At 66.2% G+C, this 24863-nt stretch carries 23 protein-coding genes; 10 read left to right on the top strand and 13 right to left on the bottom strand.

Annotation, left to right across the window (positions count from 1 at the left end; translation table 11 throughout):
* Nucleotides 1–5: 5 nt before the first annotated feature.
* From ACFPPB_RS10165 to ACFPPB_RS10195, 7 genes are all read right to left on the bottom strand, one after another.
* Nucleotides 6–1778, bottom strand: a complete 1773-nt coding sequence (locus tag ACFPPB_RS10165) for a DUF885 domain-containing protein (protein ID WP_377326862.1) — start codon at nt 1776–1778, stop codon at nt 6–8.
* Nucleotides 1779–1792: 14 nt separating this feature from the next.
* The gene (locus ACFPPB_RS10170; RefSeq protein WP_377326672.1) at nt 1793–3460 is read right to left on the bottom strand and encodes a SulP family inorganic anion transporter; all 1668 of its coding nucleotides are present in this window, start codon (nt 3458–3460) and stop codon (nt 1793–1795) included.
* On the bottom strand, nt 3457–4071 hold the full coding sequence (locus tag ACFPPB_RS10175; RefSeq protein WP_377326674.1) for a ParB-like protein: 615 nt from the start codon (nt 4069–4071) through the stop codon (nt 3457–3459). Before ACFPPB_RS10175 ends, ACFPPB_RS10170 begins: the two co-directional genes overlap by 4 nt.
* A gap of 251 nt (nt 4072–4322) precedes the next feature.
* Entirely contained in the window at nt 4323–5027 is a 705-nt protein-coding gene (locus ACFPPB_RS10180) for a helix-turn-helix transcriptional regulator (protein WP_377326675.1), read from the bottom strand.
* A gap of 76 nt (nt 5028–5103) precedes the next feature.
* Nucleotides 5104–5739 carry a glutathione S-transferase family protein gene (locus ACFPPB_RS10185; RefSeq protein WP_377326677.1) on the bottom strand — a complete coding sequence of 212 codons (636 nt, stop codon included), beginning with the start codon at nt 5737–5739 and terminating at the stop codon, nt 5104–5106.
* Nucleotides 5740–5741: 2 nt separating this feature from the next.
* Entirely contained in the window at nt 5742–5939 is a 198-nt protein-coding gene (locus tag ACFPPB_RS10190; protein WP_377326679.1) for a hypothetical protein, read from the bottom strand.
* Nucleotides 5940–5949: 10 nt separating this feature from the next.
* A complete protein-coding gene (locus ACFPPB_RS10195; RefSeq protein WP_377326681.1) occupies nt 5950–6558 on the bottom strand; it encodes a DJ-1/PfpI family protein in 609 nt (202 codons plus the stop codon).
* Nucleotides 6559–6720: 162 nt separating this feature from the next.
* Between ACFPPB_RS10195 and ACFPPB_RS10200 the strand changes: the two genes are divergently transcribed.
* From ACFPPB_RS10200 to ACFPPB_RS10215, 4 genes are all read left to right on the top strand, one after another.
* Nucleotides 6721–7752 (top strand): class 1 fructose-bisphosphatase, encoded by a 1032-nt coding sequence (locus ACFPPB_RS10200; RefSeq protein WP_377326683.1) that lies wholly within the window; start codon nt 6721–6723, stop codon nt 7750–7752.
* A gap of 137 nt (nt 7753–7889) precedes the next feature.
* Entirely contained in the window at nt 7890–8816 is a 927-nt protein-coding gene (locus ACFPPB_RS10205) for a patatin-like phospholipase family protein (protein WP_377326685.1), read from the top strand.
* A 101-nt stretch (nt 8817–8917) separates the two neighbouring features.
* The gene (locus ACFPPB_RS10210; protein ID WP_377326687.1) at nt 8918–10981 is read left to right on the top strand and encodes a S9 family peptidase; all 2064 of its coding nucleotides are present in this window, start codon (nt 8918–8920) and stop codon (nt 10979–10981) included.
* Between the two features lie 106 nt (nt 10982–11087).
* Nucleotides 11088–11744, top strand: coding sequence for a hypothetical protein (locus tag ACFPPB_RS10215; RefSeq protein WP_377326689.1), 657 nt, complete (start codon nt 11088–11090; stop codon nt 11742–11744).
* 136 nt (nt 11745–11880) lie between these two features.
* On the opposite strand, the gene ACFPPB_RS10220 is transcribed toward ACFPPB_RS10215, so the two are convergent.
* Nucleotides 11881–13017 carry a PA0069 family radical SAM protein gene (locus tag ACFPPB_RS10220; protein ID WP_377326691.1) on the bottom strand — a complete coding sequence of 379 codons (1137 nt, stop codon included), beginning with the start codon at nt 13015–13017 and terminating at the stop codon, nt 11881–11883.
* A gap of 90 nt (nt 13018–13107) precedes the next feature.
* Here ACFPPB_RS10220 and ACFPPB_RS10225 point away from each other — a divergent pair, with 90 nt between their 5' ends.
* Nucleotides 13108–13410, top strand: coding sequence for a hypothetical protein (locus ACFPPB_RS10225; protein ID WP_377326693.1), 303 nt, complete (start codon nt 13108–13110; stop codon nt 13408–13410).
* A 66-nt stretch (nt 13411–13476) separates the two neighbouring features.
* Entirely contained in the window at nt 13477–13737 is a 261-nt protein-coding gene (locus ACFPPB_RS10230) for a GlsB/YeaQ/YmgE family stress response membrane protein (RefSeq protein ID WP_072759661.1), read from the top strand.
* 82 nt (nt 13738–13819) lie between these two features.
* Here ACFPPB_RS10230 and ACFPPB_RS10235 read toward each other — a convergent pair whose 3' ends face one another.
* A complete protein-coding gene (locus tag ACFPPB_RS10235; protein ID WP_377326695.1) occupies nt 13820–14398 on the bottom strand; it encodes an acetate uptake transporter in 579 nt (192 codons plus the stop codon).
* Between the two features lie 97 nt (nt 14399–14495).
* Entirely contained in the window at nt 14496–15878 is a 1383-nt protein-coding gene (locus tag ACFPPB_RS10240; protein WP_377326697.1) for a hypothetical protein, read from the bottom strand.
* 221 nt (nt 15879–16099) lie between these two features.
* Here ACFPPB_RS10240 and acs point away from each other — a divergent pair, with 221 nt between their 5' ends.
* Together acs and ACFPPB_RS10250 are read left to right on the top strand one after the other, a co-directional pair.
* On the top strand, nt 16100–18040 hold the full coding sequence (gene acs, locus ACFPPB_RS10245; protein ID WP_377326699.1) for an acetate--CoA ligase: 1941 nt from the start codon (nt 16100–16102) through the stop codon (nt 18038–18040).
* Nucleotides 18041–18178: 138 nt separating this feature from the next.
* A complete protein-coding gene (locus tag ACFPPB_RS10250) occupies nt 18179–18877 on the top strand; it encodes a response regulator transcription factor (RefSeq protein WP_377326701.1) in 699 nt (232 codons plus the stop codon).
* Between the two features lie 12 nt (nt 18878–18889).
* Here the strand turns inward: ACFPPB_RS10250 and ACFPPB_RS10255 are convergent, their stop codons facing one another.
* Nucleotides 18890–22348, bottom strand: a complete 3459-nt coding sequence (locus tag ACFPPB_RS10255; RefSeq protein WP_377326703.1) for a PAS domain-containing hybrid sensor histidine kinase/response regulator — start codon at nt 22346–22348, stop codon at nt 18890–18892.
* Nucleotides 22349–22463: 115 nt separating this feature from the next.
* On the opposite strand from ACFPPB_RS10255, the gene ACFPPB_RS10260 reads away from it, so the two are divergent.
* Both ACFPPB_RS10260 and ACFPPB_RS10265 read left to right on the top strand, forming a co-directional pair.
* On the top strand, nt 22464–23108 hold the full coding sequence (locus ACFPPB_RS10260) for a 4'-phosphopantetheinyl transferase family protein (RefSeq protein WP_377326705.1): 645 nt from the start codon (nt 22464–22466) through the stop codon (nt 23106–23108).
* A gap of 92 nt (nt 23109–23200) precedes the next feature.
* Nucleotides 23201–23944, top strand: coding sequence for a pyridoxine 5'-phosphate synthase (locus ACFPPB_RS10265; protein ID WP_377326863.1), 744 nt, complete (start codon nt 23201–23203; stop codon nt 23942–23944).
* Between the two features lie 79 nt (nt 23945–24023).
* Here the strand turns inward: ACFPPB_RS10265 and ACFPPB_RS10270 are convergent, their stop codons facing one another.
* Both ACFPPB_RS10270 and ACFPPB_RS10275 read right to left on the bottom strand, forming a co-directional pair.
* Complete coding sequence (locus ACFPPB_RS10270) at nt 24024–24428, bottom strand: ExbD/TolR family protein (RefSeq protein WP_377326707.1); 405 nt, start codon at nt 24426–24428, stop codon at nt 24024–24026.
* 6 nt (nt 24429–24434) lie between these two features.
* The gene (locus ACFPPB_RS10275; protein WP_377326709.1) at nt 24435–24857 is read right to left on the bottom strand and encodes an ExbD/TolR family protein; all 423 of its coding nucleotides are present in this window, start codon (nt 24855–24857) and stop codon (nt 24435–24437) included.
* Between the last annotated feature and the right edge of the window lie 6 nt (nt 24858–24863).

Below are 24863 nucleotides of genomic sequence, written 5' to 3' on the forward strand. Positions count from 1 at the left end.
CCGGCTCAACGCCCCGGAGCGTCCTTCGCCTTCGCACAGTCGCACGCGTAGTCCGGCTCCGGACCGCCCTCGGCGATGAAACGGTCGATGCGCTGCTCCAGCACCGGCAGCGGCACCGAACCGGTCGACAGCACGGTGTCGTGGAAGTGCCGGATATCGAACTTCGCGCCCAGCGCCTTTTCCGCCTTGGCGCGCAGTTCCAGGATCTTCAGGTAGCCGAGTTCGTACGACAGCGCCTGGCCGGGCCAGCTGATGTAGCGATCGACTTCGTTGGCGATCTCGCGCGCGGACAGCGCGGTATTGACGGTGAGGTAGTCGATCGCCTGCTGGCGGCTCCAGCCCAGGTGATGGATGCCGGTGTCTACCACCAGCCGGCAGGCGCGCCACATCTGGTAGGTGAGGTAGCCGAAGCGCTGGTACGGCGTCTGGTAGATGCCCATCTCGTTGCCGAGATATTCCGAGTACAGACCCCAGCCTTCGCCGTAGGCGGAGATGTAGCTGTTGCGGCGGAATTCCGGCTGGCCATGCTGCTCTTCGGCCAGCTCGAGCTGCAGTGCGTGACCCGGATAGGACTCGTGCAGGGTCAGCGCCGGCATGTTGTACAGCGGCCTCGACGGCAGGTCATACGTGTTGACCAGATAGACGTCCGGGCCGCCGCGACCGGAGGTGTAGTACGGCGCGATATCGTCCGGCACCGGCTGGATGGTGAAACGCAAGCGCGGCAGGTGGCCGAAAAACTTCGACATCTGGCCGTCCACTTCCTTGGCCACCCAGGCACTGCGCATCAGCAGTTCCTCCGGTGTCTTCGCGTAGAACTGCGGATCGCTGCGCAGGAACTGCAGGAACTCCGCGAAGCTGCCCTTGAAGCCGCTGTCCTTCATCACCTCCAGCATCTGCGCGTGTATCTTCGCCACCTCAGCCAGGCCGATCTGGTGGATCGCATCGGGGCTGAGGTCCAGCGTGGTGTACTCGTGGATCTGCTGACGATAGAACGCGTTGCCGTCCGGCAACGCCTCGGCGGCCAGCGTGGTGCGCGCCTGCGGCACATACTGCTGGCGGAAGAACGTCAGCAGCTTCGCATACGCCGGGATCACCTCGTCGCGGACGATCTGCAGCGCCCGGCCCTGCAGCACCTGCGCCTGGTCGCCAGGGATCGATGCGGGCAATTGCTTGAACGGTGCATAGAAGCTGCTCTGGGTCGGGTCCTTCAACTCGGCCACCGCGGCAATCGATGCATCGCGCCCCTTGAGCACCTCGCGCGGCACGCTGAAACCGCGCTGCAGGCCGAGCTGCATGTTGGCGATCTGCTGATCGATGTACGCTGGAATCTGGCCTAGCCGGTCGAGGTACCTGTTGTAGTCGGCAGCGGTGCGCATGCGGTCGGCGCCGAGCTCGTAGCCGATGTCCGACCAGAACGCCGAGTCGCTGTTGAACGGCATCTGCCAGTTCTTGAATTCCTGGTCGGCCACGAAGTTGCCGATCTGCTCGCGATAGATCGCATAGTTGACCTGGTTGGCCGGCGACAGTTGCGCCACGTCGATGCCTTCGAGCTGCTTGAGCACGCCTTGCCAGTAGTCCAGCCGCTGCTGCTGGCTGGCCGCGTCGACCGCGTCGAGGCGGCCATTGTTCGGCTGCGCCTCGCCCGACGCGCTGACTCCGGCCTGGCCCGTACGCCATGCCCACTCGGTGGTGTAGATCTGCTTGAAGCGCGTGTTGCTGTCCTGCGCGCCCCAGACCGGCGCGGTCAGGAGCGCGGCGCCCAGCAGCAGCCATGGCATGCCCGTAATGATCTTCACTGCAAAAGTCTTCCTGTCGGTTGCGGCGCGGGTGCAGCCGCCGTGGCGGCATCTTCCACGCTCCAGAAGTCGAGCGTTTGTGGCGAAAGCTGAGGCAGTGCCGCCCGCAGCAGCAGCTCCCGCACGGTATCCTTCAATCGTGCCACGCGCAGCGTGATGTCGCGAGCGCCGAGCCAGACCGAAAAATCAGCCAGCGCCTCCAGTGCGGTGCTGTCCAGATTGGGCGATTCCTCCAGGCTGAGCACCACGACCCGGATGCCGGCATGGTGCTCGAGCTGCTGACGCGCCAGCGCCAGCAGCGATTCCGCATTGGCGAAGAACAGCGGCTCCTCTGGCCGCAGGATCAGCACGCCTTCCGGCTCCACTGCCTGCGGATGCAGTTCGACACTGACGAAATCGTGGCCGCCGTCGAGCCGGCCCAGCACACTCAGGCGCGGCGTGGCGAACTGGCGCAACAACATCACCAGACTGAACGCAATGGCCGCCAGCAGGCCATCGAGAATGCCGAGCGCGAGCACCGCGAGTACCGCGGCCAGCGCCACCAGCCGGTCGCGCCTCCATTGCAGGTACGGTTTGAATACCGCCAGTCGCCACGACTTGCTCACCGCGTGGATCACGATCGCCGCCAGCACCGGCTCGGGAATGCGCTCAATCCAGCGCAGCAGCAGCAACACCATCAGCAACACGCTGCCTGCGGCAACCAGGCCGGCCAGCCGCGAGCGGGCTCCGGCCGCCTCGTTCGCCGAGGTAGCGGAATAGCCCGCACCCAGCGGCATGCCGTGCAGCAGACCCGACAACGCGTTCGCCACGCCAAGCACCAGCAGGTCGCGATCCGGGGTGACCGGATCGCCGTGCTTCAGCGCAAACGCGCGGATCGAGCCGTACGATTCCGCGTACAACACCAGCAACAAGGCTGCGGCCAGCTCGATGCTGGGCGCCCACTGGCTGCTCGCGGGCCATGCCGGCAGCGACCATTCCGGGATCAGATTGATCGCACCGGTCAGCATGACGCCGCGGTGCGCCAACCAGCCGGAAGCCGCCACCCCCAGCACGATCACCAGCAGGCTGCCGGGCAACCGGCGCACGCGCTCGCACAGGAACAGCAACAGCAGGGCGACGACGCCGGCGCCCATCGTGGCCGGCTGGATCCGGTCGATCGACTTGACCAGTGTCATGAGCAACAGCGGCACGAAATCGCCACGCAATCCCGGCAGGCCGAGCAGATTCGGCAGCTGCTTCAGCGCGATCACACAGGCCAGACCAAAAGCGAAGCCGCGCAGCACCGGTCGCGCGATCAGGTGCGACAGACCGCCGAGACGTGCGACTCCTGCGATCAGGAAACAACCGCCGGTGAGCAGCACCAGGGCCGCTGCCACCGCCGCACGCGACGCACCCGTCGGACCCGTCAGTGCGAGTGTTCCGGCAGCCAGCACCGCCGCCGAGGACGAAGTGGCCGAGACGATGGCGTAGCGGCTGCGGCCGAGCAGGCCGTAGCCGCTCAGACCGACCAGCAGCGCGATCACGCCGGCCTGCGGCGGCAACCCGGCAATGCCCGAATACGCCACCGCCTCGGGCAGCAACAGGCCGGCGATCGATAGCCCGGCCAGCACGTCGACGCCGAGCGTGGAGCCCTGCCCGGCGGCAGATGCCGGATTCACGTTCATTCGATCATCCCGCTCCAGCCCGGCAGGTACGCCGTGTCATGGCTGTGCGCAAGCAGCAGCGCCTGCTGCAGCAGCTTCGCGCTGATCTTGCCGCCGGGCAACTTCAGATGCCGTCGGTAGAAATCCGCCCACAGGAATTCCGCGTATGGCGTAGCGTCCTTCGCACAACCGCCCGCCACGCGCACCCGCGCGGCCAGTGTGCGGTAGGGGTCGTCGGCCATGTCGACGAGGCCGGCCGGGATGGCCGCATAGTCGGTACGGTTACCGTGCTGATCGTACGGATGCGCCCAGCGGCTGAATTCCATGGTGCGCCAGAACACGTCCGGCTCCAGCCAGGAGAAGTCGCGCTGGATCATCACCGGCACGCTCTTCACGCCTTCCTCCATCAATGCCAGGCCGAGGTGATGGTGATCGACGATATAGACGCGCTGCTTCGGCCCCAGCACACCGGGAAACCAGTGCGCCTCGAGCAGCTCCTTGCGCTTCTTGCGGCCGAGCTTCTCCCACTCCGCGCGCTTGGCCGCGACCTCGGCCTTGCCGACGGTCAGCTGGGTCGGCCGCAGCTTGGCCGGGGCTATCGGCAAGAACGGGTGATGCAGACCCGACGGCATGGCACGACTCCCTGGGACGGACGCAGTGCTGCCGAGGGTACCCGAGCGGGCCGGCGATGGGTCATCCGCCACACGCGATTTTTGCGGTGCCGGGCCTGGGGATGCCGGTTTTTTCCCCTCATCCCGGAATCGCGAAGCGATATCCGGGACCCAGTGCCCTTGTTCATCACGGCACTGCGCGAAAGGCACGGGATGACCAGCCCTTCGGCTGTCGAGAGCCCCGCCTTCGCGGGAGGTTGATCAGAGCATTCCTAGTCCATGCCGGCGTAGTAGCCGCGCATCGCCAGCAGATAAGCGTCCAGATTGCGGCCGTCCAATTCGTCGAACACCTCGCCGGTTTCGGCGAATTCGTCGATGCGGTCGGGGCGGAAATTACGGAAATCCTCACGCAACCGGCACCACGCGCCGAGCGTCCACTTGCCGCCCCAGAACGCCAGACACAACGGTTCGACCTCGCGCGTGCTGACGCTGCCCGCCTCATCGCGATAAGCCAGCTGCAATACCTGGCACGCTTCGATCGCCGCATGCAGCCGATCGATCCGCGCCGCGAACGCCAGCTTGTGTTCATCCCGCCAGACCGGCGCATAGATGCGTGTGCGCGCCGAGCGTTCGCGCAGCTCCGGCGGCAGCACCGCCTCGATCTTCATCAGCGCGGTCTGCGCACCTTCGGCCAGTTTGGCGCCGGCGAAGGCGCGCACGAAGCGCGTGCCGACCACCAGCGATTCGAGCTCGTCGGCGGTGAACATCAGCGGCGGGATGTCCGAACCCTTGCGCAGCACGTAGCCGACCCCGGCCTCGCCCTCGATCGGCACGCCGGACAACTGAAGATCGGCCACGTCGCGATAGACCGTGCGCAGCGAAACCCCCAGCGTTTCGGCGAGCTGGCGTGCCCGCAATGCGGTACGGCGCCCGCGCAAGGCGTTGATGATGAGGAACAGACGATCGGCTCGACGCATCCGCACATCATCGCCGAGACCGGCAAGGGCGAACAGCGCCGAATGTCACGGCTCATCGCATCGGACCCGATCGGATTCAGGCCGCCTGCGCGGCGGCCAGTTCCGCATCCGCCGCCACCGCACGCCGCATCGCGGGTCGCGATGTCACCCGATCGATGTATGCGCGTATCACGGGCAGCTCCGGCACCAGCTCGAACATGGTGAAATAGTTCAGTGCGCAGCCCCACAGCACGTCGGCGGCACTGAAAGTTTCGCCGAGCAGGTAGGGACCTTTTTCCAGCTGGTCGGTGATGGTCTTGAGCATGGTGTCGTAGTCGCCGTATCCGCAGGTCGAGGGCGACGCCGGTTCGCGCCGCATCGCCTTGTCGAGCACCGTCGGTTCGCAGCACGAGCCGTAGAACACCATCCAGCGCAGGTACGGCCCGCGCAGCGGATCGCCGATCGGCGGCGCCAGCTTCGCCTCGGGGTACAGATCCGCCAGATACATGAAGACTGCCGGCTGCTCGGTGATCAACGCGTCGCCATGGCGGATCGCCGGCACCTTGCCCATCGGATTGATCGCCAGGTATTCCGGTCGGCGCTGCTCGCCGGCCTTGAGGCTGAGCACGTGCAGGTCGTACTCGACGCCGAGTTCCTCGAACAAGGCGCGGGTGCCGCCGGAGCGGCTCTGCGGGGCATGGAAGAAGGTGACGCGCGGTGTGGTGGTGGTCATGGTCAGCTCCGTTTGGAAAACAGGTGATGATGCAGGCCGGTCAACGCGAGCAGCAGCATGCGGGGACGGGTCGAACGGGAGGGTGCCCACGGTTCGTTCGGCGCATCGAGAACAGGCAGGCGGTACTGTCCGTCCCGCAGCAGGCCATGCGGGTACAACGGACGGTATGCCTTCAACGCGCGGTGCAGGATCGGGTGCATGCTCGGTTCCTTATGCGGCCATCGCTTCGCCGACGCACCACGGCGGCAGCTGGGCATGCTTGAACAGGCGGTACCAGTGTTCGCGGTCGCTGGGGCTGTACAGATCCAGCGTGTGGATCACCTCGCGGGCGAACTCCACGCTGCCGAGGTGGCTGGCGGTGATCGTGCCGCCGTCGCTCACGGCCAGCACGCTGGCGTCGTACTGATCGCCGCCAGCGTAGCCAGGCACCTGGCTGGCGATCTGCCCTGCCCAGTTGCCGGTGTGACGGCAGTCGTCCAGCAAGCCGGCACGGGCCAGCGCCAGCACGCCACTGTCGATGCCGGCGACCGGTGCACCACCCGCATGCAGCTGCCGGATCGCCGCCACCGCGGGCCCGCCTTCGCCACGCTGCCACAGATGGCCGCCAGGCACGATCAGCAACGCCGCACGCTCCACATCGAGTTGCGCCAGCGACAGCTCCGGCTGCACGTCGAGGCCGCCCATCGACACTACCGGCTCCCGCGAGAAACCCACCGTCTGCACCTGCCAGTCGCCGGGGCGACGGATCTCGCACAACGCCAGCGCGGCCTGCCAGTCGGCAAACCCGTCAAACACCAGGAAATAAACCGTATCGCGCATGTCGTATCCCTCCGCTATGGAGGTACAGCTTGGCGGCCCCCTGCTGCCAACATGCTGTCAGTAGCCGGCCCGGAGGGTGACCGCTCGGGCCATCCGTCGGCGACGTGCTGGCGCTGTTCAGCCGGAGCCGGGACAATGCGCCATTCTTTCGACGGACCCGACATGAAGCCCATCTCGCTGATCCAGTTCCTGATCGAGGAACGCCGCGCCGGTCACATCAACGCCGAGCTTTCGCTGCTGATCGAAGTCGTCGCGCGCGCGTGCAAGCGCATCGCGGTGGCCACCGGCAAGGGAGCGCTCGGTGGCGTGCTGGGCATGGCCGGCACCGACGATGCGCTGAGCGTGAACATCCAGGGCGAGGCGCAGAAGAAGCTGGATGTGATTTCGAACGAGATCCTGCTGGAAGCGAATGCCTGGGGCGGCCACCTCGCCGCCTGCGCGTCGGAGGAGATGGAGGACCCGCAGCAGATTCCCGATGGTTATCCGAAAGGCAACCACCTGCTGTTGTTCGATCCGCTGGACGGCAGCTCGAACATCGACGTCAACATCTCGGTCGGCACGATCTTCTCGGTGCTGCGCTGCCCCGACAACGTGACCGAACCGAAGGCCGCCGATTTCCTGCAGCCGGGGACCACCCAGCTGGCCGCCGGCTACGTGGTGTACGGCCCGGCCACCGTGCTGGTGCTGACATTCGGCCACGGCACGCACGAATTCACGCTGGAGCGCGAGGTGGGCAGCTTCATGCTGAGCCGGCGCGGCATCCGGATTCCCGAAACCGCCACCGAGTTCGCCATCAACATGTCGAACCAGCGCCACTGGCAGCCGCCGATGCAGCGCTACATGGGCGAACTGCTGGCCGGCAAGGATGGTCCGCGCGGCAAGGATTTCAACATGCGCTGGGTCGCCTCGATGGTGGCCGACGTGCACCGCATCGTGACCCGCGGCGGCGTGTTCTATTACCCGCTGGACGCGAAGATCCTCGAGCAGGGCGGCAAGCTGCGGTTGATGTACGAGGCGAACCCGATGGCCTTCATCATCGAACAGGCCGGCGGCGCGGCGACCACCGGGCGCGAGCGCATCATGGCTCTGCAGCCGACCGGACTGCACCAGCGCGTGCCGGTATTCCTCGGCTCGAAACAGGAAGTCGAGCTGGCCACGCATTACCACCGCGAGGCGGACGGCGCGCAGAACTGATCCACTGCCGCTTCCCTGCAAGCAGGAGAGCGGCCAGGCAGGAACAGCAAGTACACGGCCCCTTTCCCGCCCCGACCGCGCCATGAGTCGGCCATAGACTCGCACCCACCCATCCTCATACGCGCGGCACACCGCCCATGCCTTTTCGCCGTTTCCTGCTGCCCCTGCTGGCTGCGCTCTCGCTGAGCGCCTGTTTCGGCGGCAGCAAGCCCATTGTCCCGGCGCCGGTCGTCGTGCCACCGCCGGCGCCGGTGAAGTTGAAGATCGGGCTCGCGCTCGGTGGCGGAGCCGCGAAAGGGTTCGCGCATATCGGCGTGATCAAGATGCTGGAAGCCAGCGGCATCCACCCGGACGTGGTCGCCGGCACCAGCGCCGGCAGCGTGGTAGGTGCGCTGTACGCCGGCGGCATGGATGCGTTTGCATTGCAGGAAACCGCGTTCGGCCTGGATGAGGCGAAGATCCGCGATGTGCGGCTGTTCTCCGGCGGCCTGGTGCAGGGCCGGGCGTTGCAGGATTACATCAACCTGCTGCTGCACCAGCAGTCGATCGAGCACCTGAAGCTGCCGTTCGCCGCCGTCGCCACGCAACTGGAAACCGGCCAGCGCACCGTGTTCGTGCGCGGCAATACCGGCCAGGCGGTGCGCGCGTCCTCCAGCGTGCCCGGCGTGTTCGAGCCGGCGGCGATCAACGGCAAGCATTACGTCGACGGCGGCGTGGTCAGTCCGATTCCGGTGGATGCGGCGCGCCAGCTCGGCGCGGACTTCGTGATCGCGGTGGACATCTCGACCAGACCCAGCGGCAGCAATCCGCAAGGCATGGTGAACATCGTCGGCCAGACCATCGCGATCATGGGCCGGCAACTGGGCGCGCAGGAAACCGCGCGCGCCGACGTGGTGATACGGCCCAACCTCGGCGGCATCGGCCCCACCGATTTCGAGCAGAAAAACCAGGCGATCCTCGAAGGAGAGCGGGCGACGCTGGCCGCGATTCCCGTCATTCGCGCCAAGCTCGCGGCAATGATTGCGGCGCGACAGATGGCCGCGGCGGCGACGCCCACGCATTGAATCGCGTTCCGTTATCGCACCACCGACGTGCATGCCGTCCCGCACTTGGCGCTTGCGAACTTCTGGTTGTAGCGTGTGGATTCCCTGCGTCGGAGTTCCCCATGTCGAAACGCTCGTACCTGCCCGCCCTGCTGCTGCCGTTGCTGGCCATCGCACTGGCACCCGGCGCGTTCGCCGCCCCACCCGGCGTCGACCCGCGCATCGAACAGCTGCTGACCGAGCTGGGCAAGGCGCGCGACATCGAGGCCGTAGCGATTTCACCGGACGGCAAACAGCTGGCCTGGGTGATCGAGCGACAGGGCAAGCCGTCGATCGACGTGGCCGCGGCCGACGGCAGCCACGCCCGCCGCATCAGCGCGGCCGCCAAACCCGGCAGCTGCGCCGAATCCGACATCGCATGGGCGCCCGATTCGCGCCACCTCGCCTTCGTGTCCAACTGCAGCGTCGACCTGACCAGCACCCAGGTGATGCAGAACGACATCTACCTGGCCGACACCGGCCAGAGTGACGGAGCGCCCGCGCGGCTGGCCCGGTTGCCGGGTTACGCGCACGCATTGCGCTGGACCGGCGACGGCAAGTCGGTCGGTTTTCTGTACGTCGCTGGCGCTACCCGCCGCGCCAGCGCGCTGGCTGCGGCCAAGCCTGCCGCTGGCGAAGTCGGCGTCACCGGCGTGGAGGTGCAGCGCGTGGCCAGCGTCGACGTCGCCGGCGGCGCACTGCATGAGCTGACTCCCGCCGGCATGTACGCCTACGAATTCGACTGGTCGCCGGACGGCACCCGGATCGCCTACACCGCCGCCCAGCCGCCGGGCGACAACAACTGGTGGATCGCCAGGCTCTACGTGCAGCCAGCACAGCCGGATGCTGCCGTCACGCTGCTGGTCGACCCGACCCACCGCGACAGCGGGTCGCTGCACGGCCTGCAGATCGCCTTGCCGCGCTGGTCGCCGGACGGCGCACGGATCGCCTTCATCGGTGGCCTGATGAGCGATCAAGGCGCCACCGGCGGCGACATCTACGCCGTACCGGCCAGGGGCGGCACGCTGACCGACCTCACCCCCGGCATCCACGTCACGCCGGCGTGGCTGAGCTGGACCGAGCCGCAGTCGATGCTGGTCAGCCAGGTCGGCAACGGCCAGAGTCAGCTGGCAGATTACGCGGTGTCGGCTACGCAGGCACAGCAGCGAAACGTGCACTTCAGCGTGCCGGCCAGCTTCGGCGACGGCAGCGCCTCGATGGCGGTGTCGCTGTCCAGCGACCGCCGGCGCATCGCCTTCGTGCAGAGCTCGTACGCCGTGGCTTCCGAGGTGCACGTCGGCGCACTGGACCAGTCCGCACCGGCCGCGGTGACCTCGTTCAATGCCGCGCTCAAGCCGGCCTGGGGCAAGGCCGAATCGGTCGAATGGAACAACCAGGGTTTCCATGTGCAGGGCTGGCTGCTGTACCCGGCCCACTACGATCCGAAGAAGACCTACCCGATGGTCGTGATGGTGCACGGCGGACCGTCGAGCGCGGTGATTCCGCGCTGGCCAGGCGTGGGTTACGGCGCCGCGCCGCTGTCCGCGCTGGGCTACTTCGTGTTCGAGCCCAACCCGCGCGGCAGCTTCGGCCAGGGCGAGAAGTACGTGCAGGCCAATCGCAAGGACTTCGGCTACGGCGACCTGCGCGACATCCTCGCCGGCGTCGACACGGTGGAGAAGAAAGTACCGGTCGACGACAAGCGGCTAGGCCTCACCGGCTGGAGCTACGGCGGCTTCATGAGCATGTTCGCGCCGACCCAGACCCAGCGCTTCCGCGCGGTGGTGGCCGGTGCCGGCATTTCGAACTGGCAGAGCTATTACGGCGAGAACCTGATCGACCAGTGGATGCCGCCGTTCTTCGGCGCCACCGTATACGACGATCCGGCGGTGTACGCGAAGAGTTCGGCGATCAACTTCATCAAGCGAGTGAAGACGCCTACGCTGATCGTGGTCGGCGACCGCGACGCCGAATGCCCAGCGCCGCAGTCGTTCGAGTACTGGCACGCGCTGCGCGCGCAGGGCGTGACCACATCTCTGGTGGTGTACCCGAACGAGGGCCATCACTTCGTCGATCCCGCGCACCAGCGCGACGTGCTGCAGCGGGCGCTGGGCTGGTTCCAGAAATACCTGCCGGCAACGAACTGAGCCGGTATTTCCGCATATATCTATTCAATATTTCTTCTGATCGTATTTAACTCATTGAAATTGAAGCACTTGATTTAATATATCCATTCATGTATCTATTCGATTCATGGTTGCTCGTCACCCGGCGTCAGACCATCTGCTCGGTGCATTGCGCGCGCGGTGGCTAGCCAGCGCGCGCGAACTCGGCAGTACGCTCGGTGCCAGCCAGCCGAGCATCTCGCGGTGGCTGGCCGGCGCTGGCGATCAGATCGTTCGAGTGGGGCGGGCACGCAGCTCCCGCTATGCCGCCGTGCGCAACGTGCGTGGCCTGGGCCACCGCTGGCCGCTGTACCGCATCGACGGCAACGGACAGCTACACGCGTTCGCCCGGATGACCGCCCTGCACAGTGGTGGTTGCCTGATCACTACGGAAAACCCGCCCGATTGGCTGCGCGACGAGTTCAGCGAAGGTGTCTTCTCGGGTCTGCCATGGCTCCTCGACGGCGCGTTGCCGCTGCCGTTGGCCCCCAGCTACGACATGCTGCCGATGCTGTACCGTCCCGCCGCCAACGGCAGCACCGTACCGCGCGAATACCAGCCGCCTACGCCGCTGCCCACTTCGCTTGCGTACTGGCAACAAGCGGCGACACGGGCCGGTACGTTCTGGCAACGCGTAGTGGCGCACCCGGAGGTGAGTGCGGACTTTCGCCGCATCGCCGAGGACAACCAGGCACAACTGACCGCGCTGCGTCACCGCTTCGGTGCAAATGGCGCAACCGCATAAACCTCGTCCTGTTCGACTTCGATACCGGGATAGCCACACAAGCACCTTCCGGATCGACTTGCCCGGCGCGCGAGGAAACCTTCACTGCATTCTCGTAGGAGGCGAGCCGCCGTGTGTAGTCTGGCCAGCGCGCCACTCAGAACAATTCACCTTGAGGCGAAACTTTCTTCGGCGGTACAAAACGCGAGGTATCGAGCATGAGTTCGCGGGCGCGGCCGAAGCCGTGCTTGCGGCAGGCGACTTCGAAGCGGCGGCGCAGCAGGTCGGCGAATACACCTTGCCCGCGCATGCGGGTGGCGAAGTCGCTGTCGTAGTCGCGCCCGCCGTTCATCTGCTGCACCAGGCTCATCACGTGTTCGGCGCGTTGCGGCGCGTGCAGCGCCAGCCATTCGCGGAACAACTGCTTCAATTCGTGCGGCAGGCGCAGCGCGGTGTAGCCCGCGCAGCGTGCGCCGGCGTGGGCGGCCTGCGCCATCACCGCTTCCATGTCGCGGTCGTTCAAGGCGGGAATGATCGGCGCCACCAGCACGCCGACCGGCACGCCGGCTTCGGCCAGCGTGCGGATCGCCTTGATCCGCCGGTGCGGCGCGCTGGCGCGAGGTTCGAGTTTCGCGGCCAGATGGTTGTCCAGCGAATTGACCGAGACGAACACCTGCACCAGTTGTTCGCGCGCCATCGGCACCAGGATGTCGAGGTCGCGTTCCACCAGTGCGTTCTTGGTGACGATGGTGCACGGATGATGGCATTCGGCGAGCAGTTCCAGCGCCGCGCGGGTCAGTCGCCACTGCTTCTCGATCGGTTGGTAGGGATCGGTATTGCTGCCGATGTTGATCGGGCTGATCACGTAGCCGGGCCGGGCCAGCTCGGCGCGCAGCACGTCGGCGAAATTGCCCTTGGCGCGCAGCTTCGTCTCGAAGTCCAGCCCGGGCGAGAGGTTGAGATAACTGTGCGACGGCCGCGCGAAGCAGTAGATGCAGCCATGCTCGCAGCCGCGATACGGATTGATCGCCTGGCTGAAAGCGATGTCGGGCGAATCGTTGCGGCTGATCACGTTGCGCGCACGTTCTTCGGTGACCTCAGTGCGGGGACGCGGCGCATCTTCGTCCAACAGCGCGCTTTGCCAGCCGTCATCTTCGGCCTGATGGCGGATCCTCTCGAAGCGGCCCTCGGGATTGGAGGCGGCACCGCGACCCTTGATCATCCGGCCAGCCCGGACCTGATCACCGGCTCGGGCCTGATCATTCGAGCTCGTCGGTGGCAGCGAATCGTCCATCGGCGCAGTTTGCCTCGGCCACGTCTCAGCTGTCGCGACACCCGGTCGCGGGCGGGAACCGGCTCACGTCAGGGCGGTTCCGGCGGCGCTATGATGCGCGCATCCGGCCGCCGCAAGCGGTACGTCAACGTGCATTCGAGGCCCGCCATGCGCTGGTTGCTGCTCGTCCTCACCGTGTTCGCATTCATGCTGTGCTTCACCCGCCACAGCGCCGGCGCCTGGGGCTTCTGGCTGCTGGTTGGCGTGATCGGCGTCATCGGCACCACACTGGCGTTCGCGCAGGCGCGCATCGCCGGCAACGCGCGCGGCGACAGCCTGACCGAATACGACCTGAAGCGGCTGCGCGAAGGCAAGGATCCGCTCAATCACGACCGCTCCACATCCGGACGCTGACTCTTGGCTGGCGCGATGGCGGAATCCCGCATCGCGACCCTCCCCACGTTCCATCAGGAGTTCGTCATGACTGCAAGCGGCTTGATCGTCTTTCTGCTCATCGGTGCGATCGCCGGCTGGCTCGCCGGCCTGATCGTGCGCGGTTTCGGCTTCGGTCTGCTCGGCAATATCGTGGTCGGCATCATCGGCGCATTTCTCGCGGGCTGGTTGTTGCCGATGCTCGGCATCGGTTTCAGCCTGGGTAGCCCGATCGTCACCAGCATCGTCTACGCGATGATCGGCGCGATCGTGCTGCTGGTGATCATCGGCCTGATCAAGCGCGCCTGACTGCCTTTGTACAACTCCGGCGAAGCACGGTCGGCGGTGAGGGCCGACCGTGCTTCGCCGCGCGGTATCGATCGTCCGCTTCTCAGCTGGCGCGTGGCGCCCCCACCGGCAGCACGGAGCGCTGCTGCGATTCGTTGATCACCTCGGCCGCGGACAGATAGAACGCCAGCACTGCCGTAACCAGTCCGGCATAACCGCCGGCCACGTGCAGTGACGCCATACCCGTCCATTCGCCGGCCGCGAGCAGGAAGAAGGTGATCCATAGCGCCAGGAACACCAGCTGCAACGCTCGCGGCGCGCGGAACGTGGCCAGCCACATGTAGAACGTGAACACGCCCCACAGGAACAGGTACCAGCCGACGAACGCTCCCGGCACCTTGTCGTGCAGGAACAAGACGAACAGCGCGAACGACCACCAGAACGCCGCGTAACTGAGGAAGGCCGTGGCACCGAAGGTGTTGCCGCGGGGCAGTTCCATCACGCCGGCGATTGCCTGTGCGGTACCGCCGTAAGCCAGCGCGCAGGCCAGCACCATGTTCATCGCCTCGCCGCCGAACCAGCCGGCATTGATCATGCTGAGAAGCCACGTGGTCAGCGCGAAGCCGGCCAGGCCCAGCGGTGCCGGATTGGCGAATTTCACCTGTGTATCTGCGTTGCTCATCTGGAAACCTCCCCATCAAGTGAATCGGAACGTACCCGTGGTCGCGCACCGCCGCCGGAACGGGCGGCGGTGCGCACTGGCGGCGCTGCCGCCAGGTTCAGAAGTGATAAAGCGCGTTGAGGCTGACCTGGTTGCCGGTAGTGGTCTTGCGGTTCACGCCGTTGCTGGTGGAGTCGAGCTTGTCGTGCATCCATTCGGCGCTGAGGTCGTAAGAACCGGCGGTGTATTGCAGGCTGAGCGCGGCCTGGCGATTCCGCAGCAACCCGGTGGAACCGTTGCCCAGCCAGGTGACCACGTCGTTGGTGTTCGGCTTGCTGTAGGCGTAGAGCGCGTAGAGGCTCCAGTTCGGCGTGAAGCTGTAGCCGGCCTGCACGAAGCCGCCGCTTTCCTTGATGTCGCCGAACTGCGACATCGCGCCGAAGATCTCGCCCAGACCGTTGCCGGTGTAGGCCAGTCCCTTGAACGTCCACGGACCGGGTTTCCACTGGCCGCCGACTTCGTAGCCCGTGCTCTTCACGCTGGACTGGATCGGCGTCGGCGCGGTGCCGCCCACGCCGCGCAGATCGACCTGGCTGTAATGCGCCGCGAAATACGCCAGCCAGTCCTTGTCCTGTACGTGCAGCCGCGCCTCGATCTGCGGGCGGAATCCGGCGTTGCCGGCGGTCTTGTAGTTGGTGTTGTTCACCGCACCGTCTGGCCCGCTCCACGAACCCTCGAACGCACCGACATCCAGCCGCCACTGCGCGCCGGTGCCGCCGTGGTTGAGATCCTGCATCACTACCACACCCGGGAAGCGCCAGCCGCCGTAGCCGGCTGCGAAGCCCAGCGGGAACGCGATATGCGCCAGCGAGGCCGGCGTATTGTCGACCGGGAACATCAGGTCCCACTGCTGGCCGATGCGCACCGTGGTGCCGGACTCGGGATTGACCAGGTCCATATAGGCCTGGCGCAGGCGCGGCGTCGGCTGCTGCTGGCTGTATGCGCCGACACCGTTGAAGCCGCCGAAGAAGTCCATCTCGATACGGCCGCCGCCGGTCCAGTCGCCGGCGAACTTGGCGCCCTTGAAATCGAGCCAGAAGCGCGTGTTGCGCACGTCGACACCGCTGAGCGAACCGGTCGAGCCGGGCACCGGGAACAACGCGTTCTGGCCGTTGCCGTAGGTGAAGCTCTTGTTCTGGCTGAATGCGCTGGCGCTGATGAAGCCATGCAATGCCACCGACACGCCCGGCGCGCTGCTGAACACCGGTGCCGCCGGTGCCGGTGCGGCTGCCACGTTCTGGACGGCTGCCGGCGCGGGCGCCGTCTTCTGCGCCTGGATCATCGCCTTCAGCTCATTCAACTGCTGCTCCAGCTGCGCCACGCGCTGCTCCAGTTGCTGCTCGCGCGCGTCGTTCTGTGCGTGGGCGGTCAGCGGCATGGCCAATGCGCAGGCCAGGCTGAGGGCGAGCGCCTTGTAACGGTTTGGATATCGCGTCGTCATGCGTGCGTCTCCCCAGGGTCAATGACGGGCCGAGCATGGCCATGCTGCGGCGCGCGCGCCTATTCGCCTTTGGTCGAAGTTCGACCAAAGTCGATGCCTGCCAGCGCCGCAACCATCGTGACGATCGGGCTACACTCGAAACCCGCACACGGCCGGACGCTGATGCCTGCCGCGGTTTTCCCTGTCGCCACTTTCGACGCCGAGCCAGCAGGAGCCCAGTCATGTCCACGCTCTACCCGGTCAATCCCGCCTTTGCCGCCAAGGCGCGTCTGCGCCACGACGACTACACGCGTCTGTATGCCGAGTCGGTCGGCGACCCGGAGGGTTTCTGGGGTCGCATCGGCCAACGGCTGGACTGGATCAAGCCACCGACCAAGATCAAGGACGTCTCGTTCGACCCCAAGGATCTGCATATCCGCTGGTACGAGGACGGCGAGCTCAACGTCAGCGCGAACTGTCTCGACCGCCAGCTGGCCACGCGCGGCGACAAGGTGGCGATCATCTTCGAAGGCGACGACCCGAACGACTCGCGCAAGATCACTTACCGCGAGCTGCACGCCGAAGTGTGCAAGTTCGCCAATACGCTGAAGAACCTCGGCGTGGTCAAGGGCGATCGCGTCGCGATCTATCTGCCGATGATTCCCGAGGCGGCGGTGGCGATGCTGGCCTGCGCGCGGCTGGGCGCGATCCACTCGGTGGTGTTCGGCGGCTTCTCGCCCGACTCGCTGGCCGGACGCATCGCCGACTCCGCCGCGAAAGTGGTGATCACCGCGGACGAGGGCGTGCGCGCCGGCAAGCGCATTCCGCTCAAGGTGAACGTGGATACCGCGCTGGAACGGCCCGGCACCAACAGCGTGGAAACCGTCATCGTGGTGCGCCGCACCGGCGGCGCGGTGGCGATGCAGTCGCCGCGCGACCGCTACTACCACACCCTGATGGAAGGCCAGTCGGCCGACTGCCCGCCCACGCCGGTCGAGGCCGAACACCCGCTGTTCGTGCTGTACACCTCCGGCTCCACCGGCAAGCCGAAAGGAGTTCTGCACAGCACCGGCGGCTACCTGGTGTTCGCTAGCTACACGCATGAGCTGGTGTTCGACCTGCGCGAAGACGACATCTACTGGTGCACCGCCGACGTCGGCTGGGTCACCGGGCACAGTTACGTCGTGTATGGCCCGCTGGCCAATGGCGCGACCACGGTGATGTTCGAAGGTGTGCCGAATTATCCCGACGTGAGCCGCTTCTGGCAGGTGATCGACAAGCACCAGGTGACCTTGTTCTACACCGCACCGACCGCGATCCGTGCGCTGATGCGCGAGGGCGAGGCACCGGTGAAGGCATGCTCGCGCGCCAGCCTGCGCCTGCTCGGTACGGTCGGCGAGCCGATCAACCCGGAAGCATGGACCTGGTATCACCGCGTGGTCGGCGACGAGCGCTGCCCTATCGTCGACACCTGGTGGCAGACCGAAACCGGCGGCATCATGATCTCGCCCCTGCCCGGTGCGATTGCCACCAAACCCGGTTCGGCCACGCTGCCGTTCTTCGGCATCAAACCCGCCATCGTCGATATCAACGCCGAAGTGCAGGAAGGCGCGGCCGAAGGCAACCTGCTGATCACCGATTCCTGGCCCGGCCAGGCGCGCACCATTTATGGCGATCACCAGCGTTTCATCGAGACCTATTTCAGCGCCTACCCCGGCAATTACTTCACCGGCGACGGCGCGCGCCGTGACGAGGACGGCTACTACTGGATCACCGGCCGGGTCGATGACGTGATCAACGTCAGCGGCCATCGCCTGGGCACCGCCGAGGTGGAGAGCGCGCTGGTGGCGCACCCGAAAGTCGCCGAAGCCGCCGTGGTCGGCTGTCCGCACGAGATCAAGGGCCAGGGCATCTACGCCTATGTCACCTTGATTGCCGGCGAAACCGGCAGCGAAGAGCTGCGCAGGGAGCTGATCGCCTGGGTGCGCAAGGAGATCGGTCCGATCGCCACGCCGGATTACCTGCAGTGGGCACCCGGCCTTCCGAAGACCCGCTCGGGCAAGATCATGCGTCGCATTCTGCGCAAGATCGGCGAGAACCTGCCCGACCAGCTCGGCGACATCACCACGCTCGCCGATCCCGGCGTGGTGAAGAGCCTGGTGGACGAGCGCCTGATCAAATGAGGAAGCCTGTGTAGGAGCGCACTCGCGCGCGATGCTCTCCCACCTACCACTGTAGGAGCGCGCTTGCGCGCGATGCTCTTACGTAACGTGCCGAAGAGCATCGCGCGCAACCGCGCTCCTACACACCCAGCGAGTCCCATGTCCGACATCCTGATCGCCGATGACCATCCGCTGTTCCGCGATGCACTGCAGCGTGCGGTGCTGGCCGCGGTGCCGCAGGCACGGGTGCACAGCGCGGACAGCGTGCACGCGCTGCTCGGCCTGGTCGAGCAGTTCCCCGATGCCGAGTTGCTGCTGCTAGACCTGCATATGCCCGGTGCGCGGGGCTATTCCGCGCTGGCGCATATCCGCGGCCAGTACCCGGGGCTGCCGACCATCGTGGTGTCCGGCCACGAGGAAGCGCAGGTGGCGCGCCGCGCACTGGCGCATGGCGCATCGGCCTATATCCCGAAATCCACCTCGAGCGATGACATCGTCGCGGCGATCCGCGCCGTGCTCGACGGCGACGTCTGGCTGCCGCATCCGCAGCTTGGCGGCGCCAGCGAACTCAAGCCCGATGAAGCCGCCGCCGCCGCGCAGATCGCCACGCTGACACCGCAGCAGTTCCGCGTGATGGCGATGATCGCCGAAGGCCTGCTCAACAAGCAGATCGCATGGGAACTCAGCGTCTCCGAGGCCACCATCAAGGCGCACATGACCGCCATCATGCGCAAGCTGGGTGTCAACAATCGCACCCAGGTCGCACTGATCGCCAGCCATCTGGCGCTGGATCAGGAAAGCATGCCCGCGCGGCCCGGCGGCGAGAATCGAGGCGGCGAAGAAGAATGCGGCCGCTGAGGGATGCGGTCGCTAGCGGCGCAGCAGGGCCGTCAGCAAGGCACGCAGCGCGGCCGGCCGCACCGGCTTGTGCAGCACCGGATAACCCAGCGCACGCGCCTGCTGCTTCAGCTCGCTGCTGCCGTCGGCGGTGATCATTGCCACCGGCGGCAGCCCGCCGAGCACCGCGCGCAGTTGCTGCAATGCCTGCAAGCCATCGACGCCATCGGCCAGATGATAGTCGGCCAGGATCAGGTCGATCGGGCCGCGCGCCAGTTCCCGGCCGGCCTGCTTTACATCCAGCGCGATGCGGCAGTCGACACCCCAGCGACTGAGCAGCGCTTGCATGCCATCGAGGATCGCGGCGTCGTTGTCCAGGCACAGCACGGTCAATGGCAGCTGTTTGTCCGGGCCGCTGCGCTGCACTTTCTGGCGACGCACCGGCACCGCTTCATTGCGCGGCACGCTCACCGCGAAACAACTGCCGCGGCCGACTTGCGAATGCAGATCGAGTCGATGGCCGAGTATGCCCGCCAGTCGATCGCAGATCGACAGCCCCAGCCCCAGTCCTTTTTCGCCCCAAGGCGACGGCTGCTCCAGCCGCTGGAACTCGTCGAAGATCCGCGCGCGTTGTTCCGCCGCGATGCCGGGGCCGGAATCCCATACCTCGATGCGCACCTGGTCGCCGACCCGCCGCGCACCCAGCAGCACGCCGCCCTTGCTGGTGTAGCGCAAGGCGTTGGAGAGAAAATTCTGCACGATCCGGCGCAGCAGCTGCGGATCACTGCGTACCGCCAGCGTGGTCGTCGCCACGCGCAGGCGCAACCCGCGCTGCTCCGCCACCACCGCAAACTGCCCCTGCAGCGAATCGAACAACTCGGCCAGCGCGAAGCCGCCCACGTCCGGCCGATAACTGCCGGCATCCAGCCGCGAGGTATCCAGCAAGGCGTCCAGCAAGTCCTCGGCCGCACGGAACGACGCGTCGATGCGCTCGGCCAGTCCGCTCGCCTCCGCGTCCAGTCCCGGATGCTGGCGCAGCGCCGAGGTGAACAGCCGTGCCGCATTCAACGGCTGCAGCAGATCGTGGCTGGCGGCAGCGAGGAAGCGCGTCTTGGAGATGTTCGCCGTTTCCGCGGCCCGCCGCGCATGCGCGGTGGCGACCAGCGCCTCGGACAGCTCGGCGGTGCGCTGTTCCACCCGCTGTTCCAGCGTCTCGTTCACTTCGATCAGCGCCTGTTCGGCATGCTTGTACGCGGTCACGTCGGTATAGGTGGTGACATAGCCGCCGCCGGGAAGCGCTTGCCCGCGCATCTCGATCACCGTGCCATCGGGGCGGATACGCTGGAACAGATGCGAGGAGCCGGCCTGCATGTAATCGATGCGTTTGGCCACATGCCCGTCCACTTCGCCCGGTCCGCATTCGCCCAGTTCGGCATTGCGGCGAATCAGGTCGGCCACCGGCACGCCGACGTACACCATGCCGTCGGGGTAATCGAACAGTTCCAGGTAGCGCCGGTTCCACGCCACCAGCCGCATCTGCGCGTCGACCACGCTGATGCCCTGCGACACGTTCTCCAGCGTGGTGGAGAGCAGCGCGCGGTTGAAGCGCAACTCCTGCGAAGCTTCGTCCATCAACGCCATGGATTCGGCGACGTCGAGCCCGCTGCCGGACAACGCACCGATGAGGATGCGTCGTGCGTTGGCGGCACCCACCGCCGAGGCCAGCAGGCGCTCGGTGTACTGGATCAGCGCGCGGTCGGCCGCCTCGCCGGCCAGCAGCGGCCGGCCGCGACGCTGGGCGTATTCATCGAACGCGCGCGTGCTGCCGCGTTCGCCGACGATGCGCTCGGCGATGGTGCGCAGGTCGGCCACCGCCACGCGACCGCGCCAGTCGCCGGCGCCATGGTGGCTGTCGGGACCGGCCTCCATGAATACCGCCGCGTGCAGGCGTTCCTCCAGACTTGGCCGAAAGCGCAGCGAGATGAAGACCAGGCAACCCACGTTGACCAGCAACGACCAGAACACACCGTGCATCACCGGGTCCCAGCCGCTGAGATGGAACAGCGCCTGCGGGCGCAGCCAGTCCCAGCCGAACGGACCTTGCTGCAGCCATGCGGAAGAGCGGCTGACCGCCGGCAGCAGCAAGGTATACAGCCATACCGCAAAACCGCCCAGCAAGCCCACCACGACACCGCGGCGGCTGGCGCCGCGCCAGTACAGCGCGGCAATCAGCGCCGGCGCGAACTGGGCCACCGCGGCGAACGCCAGCAGCCCGGTGGCGGCCAGGCTTTCCGCATCGGCGGCCACCCGGTAGTACACATACGCCATCAGCGCCAGCACCACGATCGCCACCCGCCGCACGCGCAGGACCAGTTGCGACAGATCGCTGCGCCGCTCCAGGTTGAGCCGCGGAATGCGCAACAGCGCCGGCATCACCAAGTCGTTGCTGATCATCGTCGACAGCGCCACCGAGGCCACGATCACCATGCCGGTCGCGGCGGAGAATCCCCCGACAAAAGCCAGCAACGCCATGCTGCGGTCGCCGTGCGTCATCGGCAAGGTCAGCACCCATGCATCGGCGGCACCGTCGCGCACCTGGGGGACATGCATGCCGGCGGCCACGATAGGCAGCACCGCCACGCTGATCACCGTCAGGTACAGCGGCAACATCCAGCGCGCCCGCTTGAGATCGCTGGCGTCCTCGCATTCGACCATGCCGATCTGGAATTGACGCGGCAGGCAGAACATCGCGCAAAACGCGAGCATGGTCTGCGCCAGGAACCCCGGCGACAAGCCATGGCGCAACTGCGCCAACGGCAGTTGCGCCGTGCTGACCAGCCCCGGACCGCGCCACAGTGCGTAGCCCGCCAGCACCACGAAGGCGAACAGTTTGATCAGCGATTCCAGCGCGACCGCCAGCACCATGCCGTGGTGGTGCTCGGTCGCATCGATGCTGCGGGTCCCGAACAGGATCGCGAAAACGGCCAGCAACATCGCGCACCACAGGGCGCTGTCTATACCCCCAGCAACGGTGGCGCCTTGGGCGGTACCGCTGAGCACGCCGAACGACATCGCCACCGCCGTGAACTGCAGCGCGATGTACGGCACCACCGCGATCACCGCGATCACCGCCACCAGAGCCGCCAGCCCGTGCGACTTGCCGAACCGGGCACCGATGAAATCGGCGATCGAGGTGATGTTGCGCTGCCTCACCACCAGCAGCAGCCGGCGCAACAAACCGATGCCGAACACGAACAGCAAGATCGGGCCCAGATAGATCGGCAGATAGGCCAGGCCGTCGCGTGCTGCGGTGCCGACCGCGCCATAGAACGTCCACGACGAGCAATAGACCGCCAGGGACAGGCTGTAGACAATAGGCCGCAGGCGCGGCTGGCGCGGATACAGCGGCCGACGGTCGCCCGCAAACGCCACCACGAACAGCAGCCCGACATACAACAGCGACACCAGCAGCAGCAGCCAACCCTGGATCAAGCAAGCTTTCTCCCCAATCGAACGGATGACCCGGTACCGTCCGGACCCACGGCGGACCGCGCAGACGCATGCCGGCATGCTTGTGTGCGGGCGCGGCGATCGGCACCATGCCCGGATGACCGCAACGCACGCACAGACGCTTGCCAACCTAGCAGAGCACCTGCGCGATGACGAGATTCATGTGTGGCAGCTGGACTACCGGCCGCCGCTTGGACGAAAACCGCTGCATGTCGTTTTGGGCGCCTACCTCGGCATCGAAGCCAATCGCGTCACGCTGATCGCCGGCGAGCATGGGCGGCCCGCGCTCGCCGCCGGCCATGATCGATCGCTGGGTTTCAACTGGTCGCACAGCGGCGACCACGCGCTGATCGCGGTCGGTCGCCGGGTCACTCCGGGGATCGATCTGGAGCAATTGCGCGCGCGGCCGCGGGCGATGGAAATCGCCCGACGCTATTTCAGCACCGCCGAGGCGGAAGCCCTGGCGGCGCTGCCGGTCACGGCTCGCGATGCCGCCTTTCTGGAAATGTGGACAGCGAAGGAAGCGGTGCTGAAAGCGCTGGGACGCGGCCTTGCGTTCGGCCTCGATCGCCTCAGCATTGCCAACGAGGCCGGGCAGCTGACCCTGCAGCGGCTCGAAGGCGACGATGTCGGTGCCTGGCAACTGCAACGACTGGCCGTTGATACCACGCAGGTGGCTGCACTGGCGTGGCGCGGTGATATGCGCCGGGTCCGACTGGGCACGCTTGCCAGCGGCGACTGATCGGCGCACTGTTTCCGGCCCATCGTGTCATCCCGCTGGTGGAAGATGTTTCCGTGCCAATGGCCTCCACTGCCTGAGATCGCTTGCCGACCATGACCCTGCTCAGCGTCAACCTCAACAAGATCGCCGTGCTGCGCAATTCGCGCGGCGGCCACGAACCGGATATGTGCGTCGCGGCGCAGACCTGCATCGAATCCGGCTGCGGTGGCGTCACCGTGCATCCACGACCGGACCAACGCCACGTGCGACCGAGCGACGTACGCGCACTGGCCGCGATGTTGCGTGGCCGGGTGGAATACAACATCGAGGGCAATCCGTTTGCCGACGCCCGCGGGGAGTACCCCGGGTTGATCGCCCTGGCGCGAGAAGTCCGCCCGACTCAGGTAACTCTGGTGCCCGATGGCGACGGCCAGATCACTTCCGATCACGGCTTCGACCTGCGACGCGACATCGCACGGCTGCGGCCTCTGGTGGGCGAGCTGTGCGATCTCGGTTGCCGGGTCAGCTTGTTTGTCGACGCCGGCAGCCGGGACTTCGATCTCGCGGCGGTGATCGGCGTGCAGCGCATCGAAATCTATACCGGACCCTATGCGCAGGCGTTCGCCGACGGCCGGCCAGAGGCGGCCCTCGCGGCATGCGCGGACACGGCGCGGCGCGCGCAGCAGGCCGGGCTGGCGGTAAATGCCGGGCACGATCTCAGCCAGGCCAACCTGGGTACCTTCAAGGCAGCGATTCCCGGTCTGGCCGAGGTTTCGATCGGTCATGCATTAATCGGCGAGGCGCTATACGAGGGCTTGGCCACGACCGTGCGCAACTACCTGCAGATCCTGCGCTGATCCAGCCACCTGGAGTGCGATCGCACCAACAAAAAACCCCGCATGAAGCGGGGTTTTTTGCGAATCCTGACAGACCGGCTTACTGGGCTTCGTTGAAGCCGATCTTGGTCAAGTTGTAGCTCTTCGCATCGGCCAGCACGATCGCCACATACTGATATGCCACAGCGTCATCGGCCGCAATCTGGATTTCTGGCTGATTGCTCTGCTGGGCAATCACTGCCAGCTGCGCCTTCAGGCCCAGTTCGTCGACCGGTGTGTCGTTCCAGTAGAACGCCCCGCTCGGGTCGATCTTCAAGTGGATCGGTTCCAGCGGTGTTGGTGGATTGACCACATTCGGATTCGGCTGCGGTAGGTCAACCTGGATCTTGTGCGCCAGCACCGGTGCCGTGATCATGAAAATGATCAGCAGCACCAGCATCACGTCGACCAGCGGCGTGACGTTGATTTCCGACATCGGCCCACTGGTTTTGGTAGTGAATGCCATCTCTGATCACCCCTTAGGCGCGTCGGTGGTCATGAAGCCGACATGCACCATGCCCGAGTCCTTGGCGATGCCGATGATCTTCTTCACGATCTTGAACTCGGTGGTCTTGTCCGCGCGAATCTGCAGCTCCGGTTGAGGCGTCTTCTGCGCATCCACCAAGAACTGCGCCCGCAACTCGGCCTCGGTGGCCGCGTGGTCGTTGAGGTACATGCTGCCATCCGACTTGACCGCCAGATCCAGCGGCGGCACCACCACTTCCGTATCCTTGGTCTTGGGATTCGCGGTAGGCAATTCGATCGTGATGGAGTGGGACATCAGCGGCGCCGTGATCATGAAGATGATCAGCAGTACCAGCATCACGTCGACCAGCGGCGTGACGTTGATTTCCGACATCGGGCCGCCGGAATTGCCACCTAGACTGACTGCCATGGGTCA

The organism is Rhodanobacter terrae (genome assembly GCF_042657005.1).
Classification (GTDB): Bacteria; Pseudomonadota; Gammaproteobacteria; order Xanthomonadales; family Rhodanobacteraceae; genus Rhodanobacter; species Rhodanobacter terrae.

Bases quoted from the DNA above. Each gene is read 5' to 3' on its own strand.
- ACFPPB_RS10165 (WP_377326862.1), bottom strand. From the start codon at position 1,778: ATGCCATGGCTGCTGCTGGGCGCCGCGCTCCTGACCGCGCCGGTCTGG.
- ACFPPB_RS10170 (WP_377326672.1), bottom strand. From the start codon at position 3,460: ATGAACGTGAATCCGGCATCTGCCGCCGGGCAGGGCTCCACGCTCGGC.
- ACFPPB_RS10175 (WP_377326674.1), bottom strand. From the start codon at position 4,071: ATGCCGTCGGGTCTGCATCACCCGTTCTTGCCGATAGCCCCGGCCAAG.
- ACFPPB_RS10180 (WP_377326675.1), bottom strand. From the start codon at position 5,027: ATGCGTCGAGCCGATCGTCTGTTCCTCATCATCAACGCCTTGCGCGGG.
- ACFPPB_RS10185 (WP_377326677.1), bottom strand. From the start codon at position 5,739: ATGACCACCACCACACCGCGCGTCACCTTCTTCCATGCCCCGCAGAGC.
- ACFPPB_RS10190 (WP_377326679.1), bottom strand. From the start codon at position 5,939: ATGCACCCGATCCTGCACCGCGCGTTGAAGGCATACCGTCCGTTGTAC.
- ACFPPB_RS10195 (WP_377326681.1), bottom strand. From the start codon at position 6,558: ATGCGCGATACGGTTTATTTCCTGGTGTTTGACGGGTTTGCCGACTGG.
- ACFPPB_RS10200 (WP_377326683.1), top strand. From the start codon at position 6,721: ATGAAGCCCATCTCGCTGATCCAGTTCCTGATCGAGGAACGCCGCGCC.
- ACFPPB_RS10205 (WP_377326685.1), top strand. From the start codon at position 7,890: ATGCCTTTTCGCCGTTTCCTGCTGCCCCTGCTGGCTGCGCTCTCGCTG.
- ACFPPB_RS10210 (WP_377326687.1), top strand. From the start codon at position 8,918: ATGTCGAAACGCTCGTACCTGCCCGCCCTGCTGCTGCCGTTGCTGGCC.
- ACFPPB_RS10215 (WP_377326689.1), top strand. From the start codon at position 11,088: ATGGTTGCTCGTCACCCGGCGTCAGACCATCTGCTCGGTGCATTGCGC.
- ACFPPB_RS10220 (WP_377326691.1), bottom strand. From the start codon at position 13,017: ATGGACGATTCGCTGCCACCGACGAGCTCGAATGATCAGGCCCGAGCC.
- ACFPPB_RS10225 (WP_377326693.1), top strand. From the start codon at position 13,108: ATGATGCGCGCATCCGGCCGCCGCAAGCGGTACGTCAACGTGCATTCG.
- ACFPPB_RS10230 (WP_072759661.1), top strand. From the start codon at position 13,477: ATGACTGCAAGCGGCTTGATCGTCTTTCTGCTCATCGGTGCGATCGCC.
- ACFPPB_RS10235 (WP_377326695.1), bottom strand. From the start codon at position 14,398: ATGAGCAACGCAGATACACAGGTGAAATTCGCCAATCCGGCACCGCTG.
- ACFPPB_RS10240 (WP_377326697.1), bottom strand. From the start codon at position 15,878: ATGACGACGCGATATCCAAACCGTTACAAGGCGCTCGCCCTCAGCCTG.
- acs (WP_377326699.1), top strand. From the start codon at position 16,100: ATGTCCACGCTCTACCCGGTCAATCCCGCCTTTGCCGCCAAGGCGCGT.
- ACFPPB_RS10250 (WP_377326701.1), top strand. From the start codon at position 18,179: ATGTCCGACATCCTGATCGCCGATGACCATCCGCTGTTCCGCGATGCA.
- ACFPPB_RS10260 (WP_377326705.1), top strand. From the start codon at position 22,464: ATGACCGCAACGCACGCACAGACGCTTGCCAACCTAGCAGAGCACCTG.
- ACFPPB_RS10265 (WP_377326863.1), top strand. From the start codon at position 23,201: ATGACCCTGCTCAGCGTCAACCTCAACAAGATCGCCGTGCTGCGCAAT.
- ACFPPB_RS10270 (WP_377326707.1), bottom strand. From the start codon at position 24,428: ATGGCATTCACTACCAAAACCAGTGGGCCGATGTCGGAAATCAACGTC.
- ACFPPB_RS10275 (WP_377326709.1), bottom strand. From the start codon at position 24,857: ATGGCAGTCAGTCTAGGTGGCAATTCCGGCGGCCCGATGTCGGAAATC.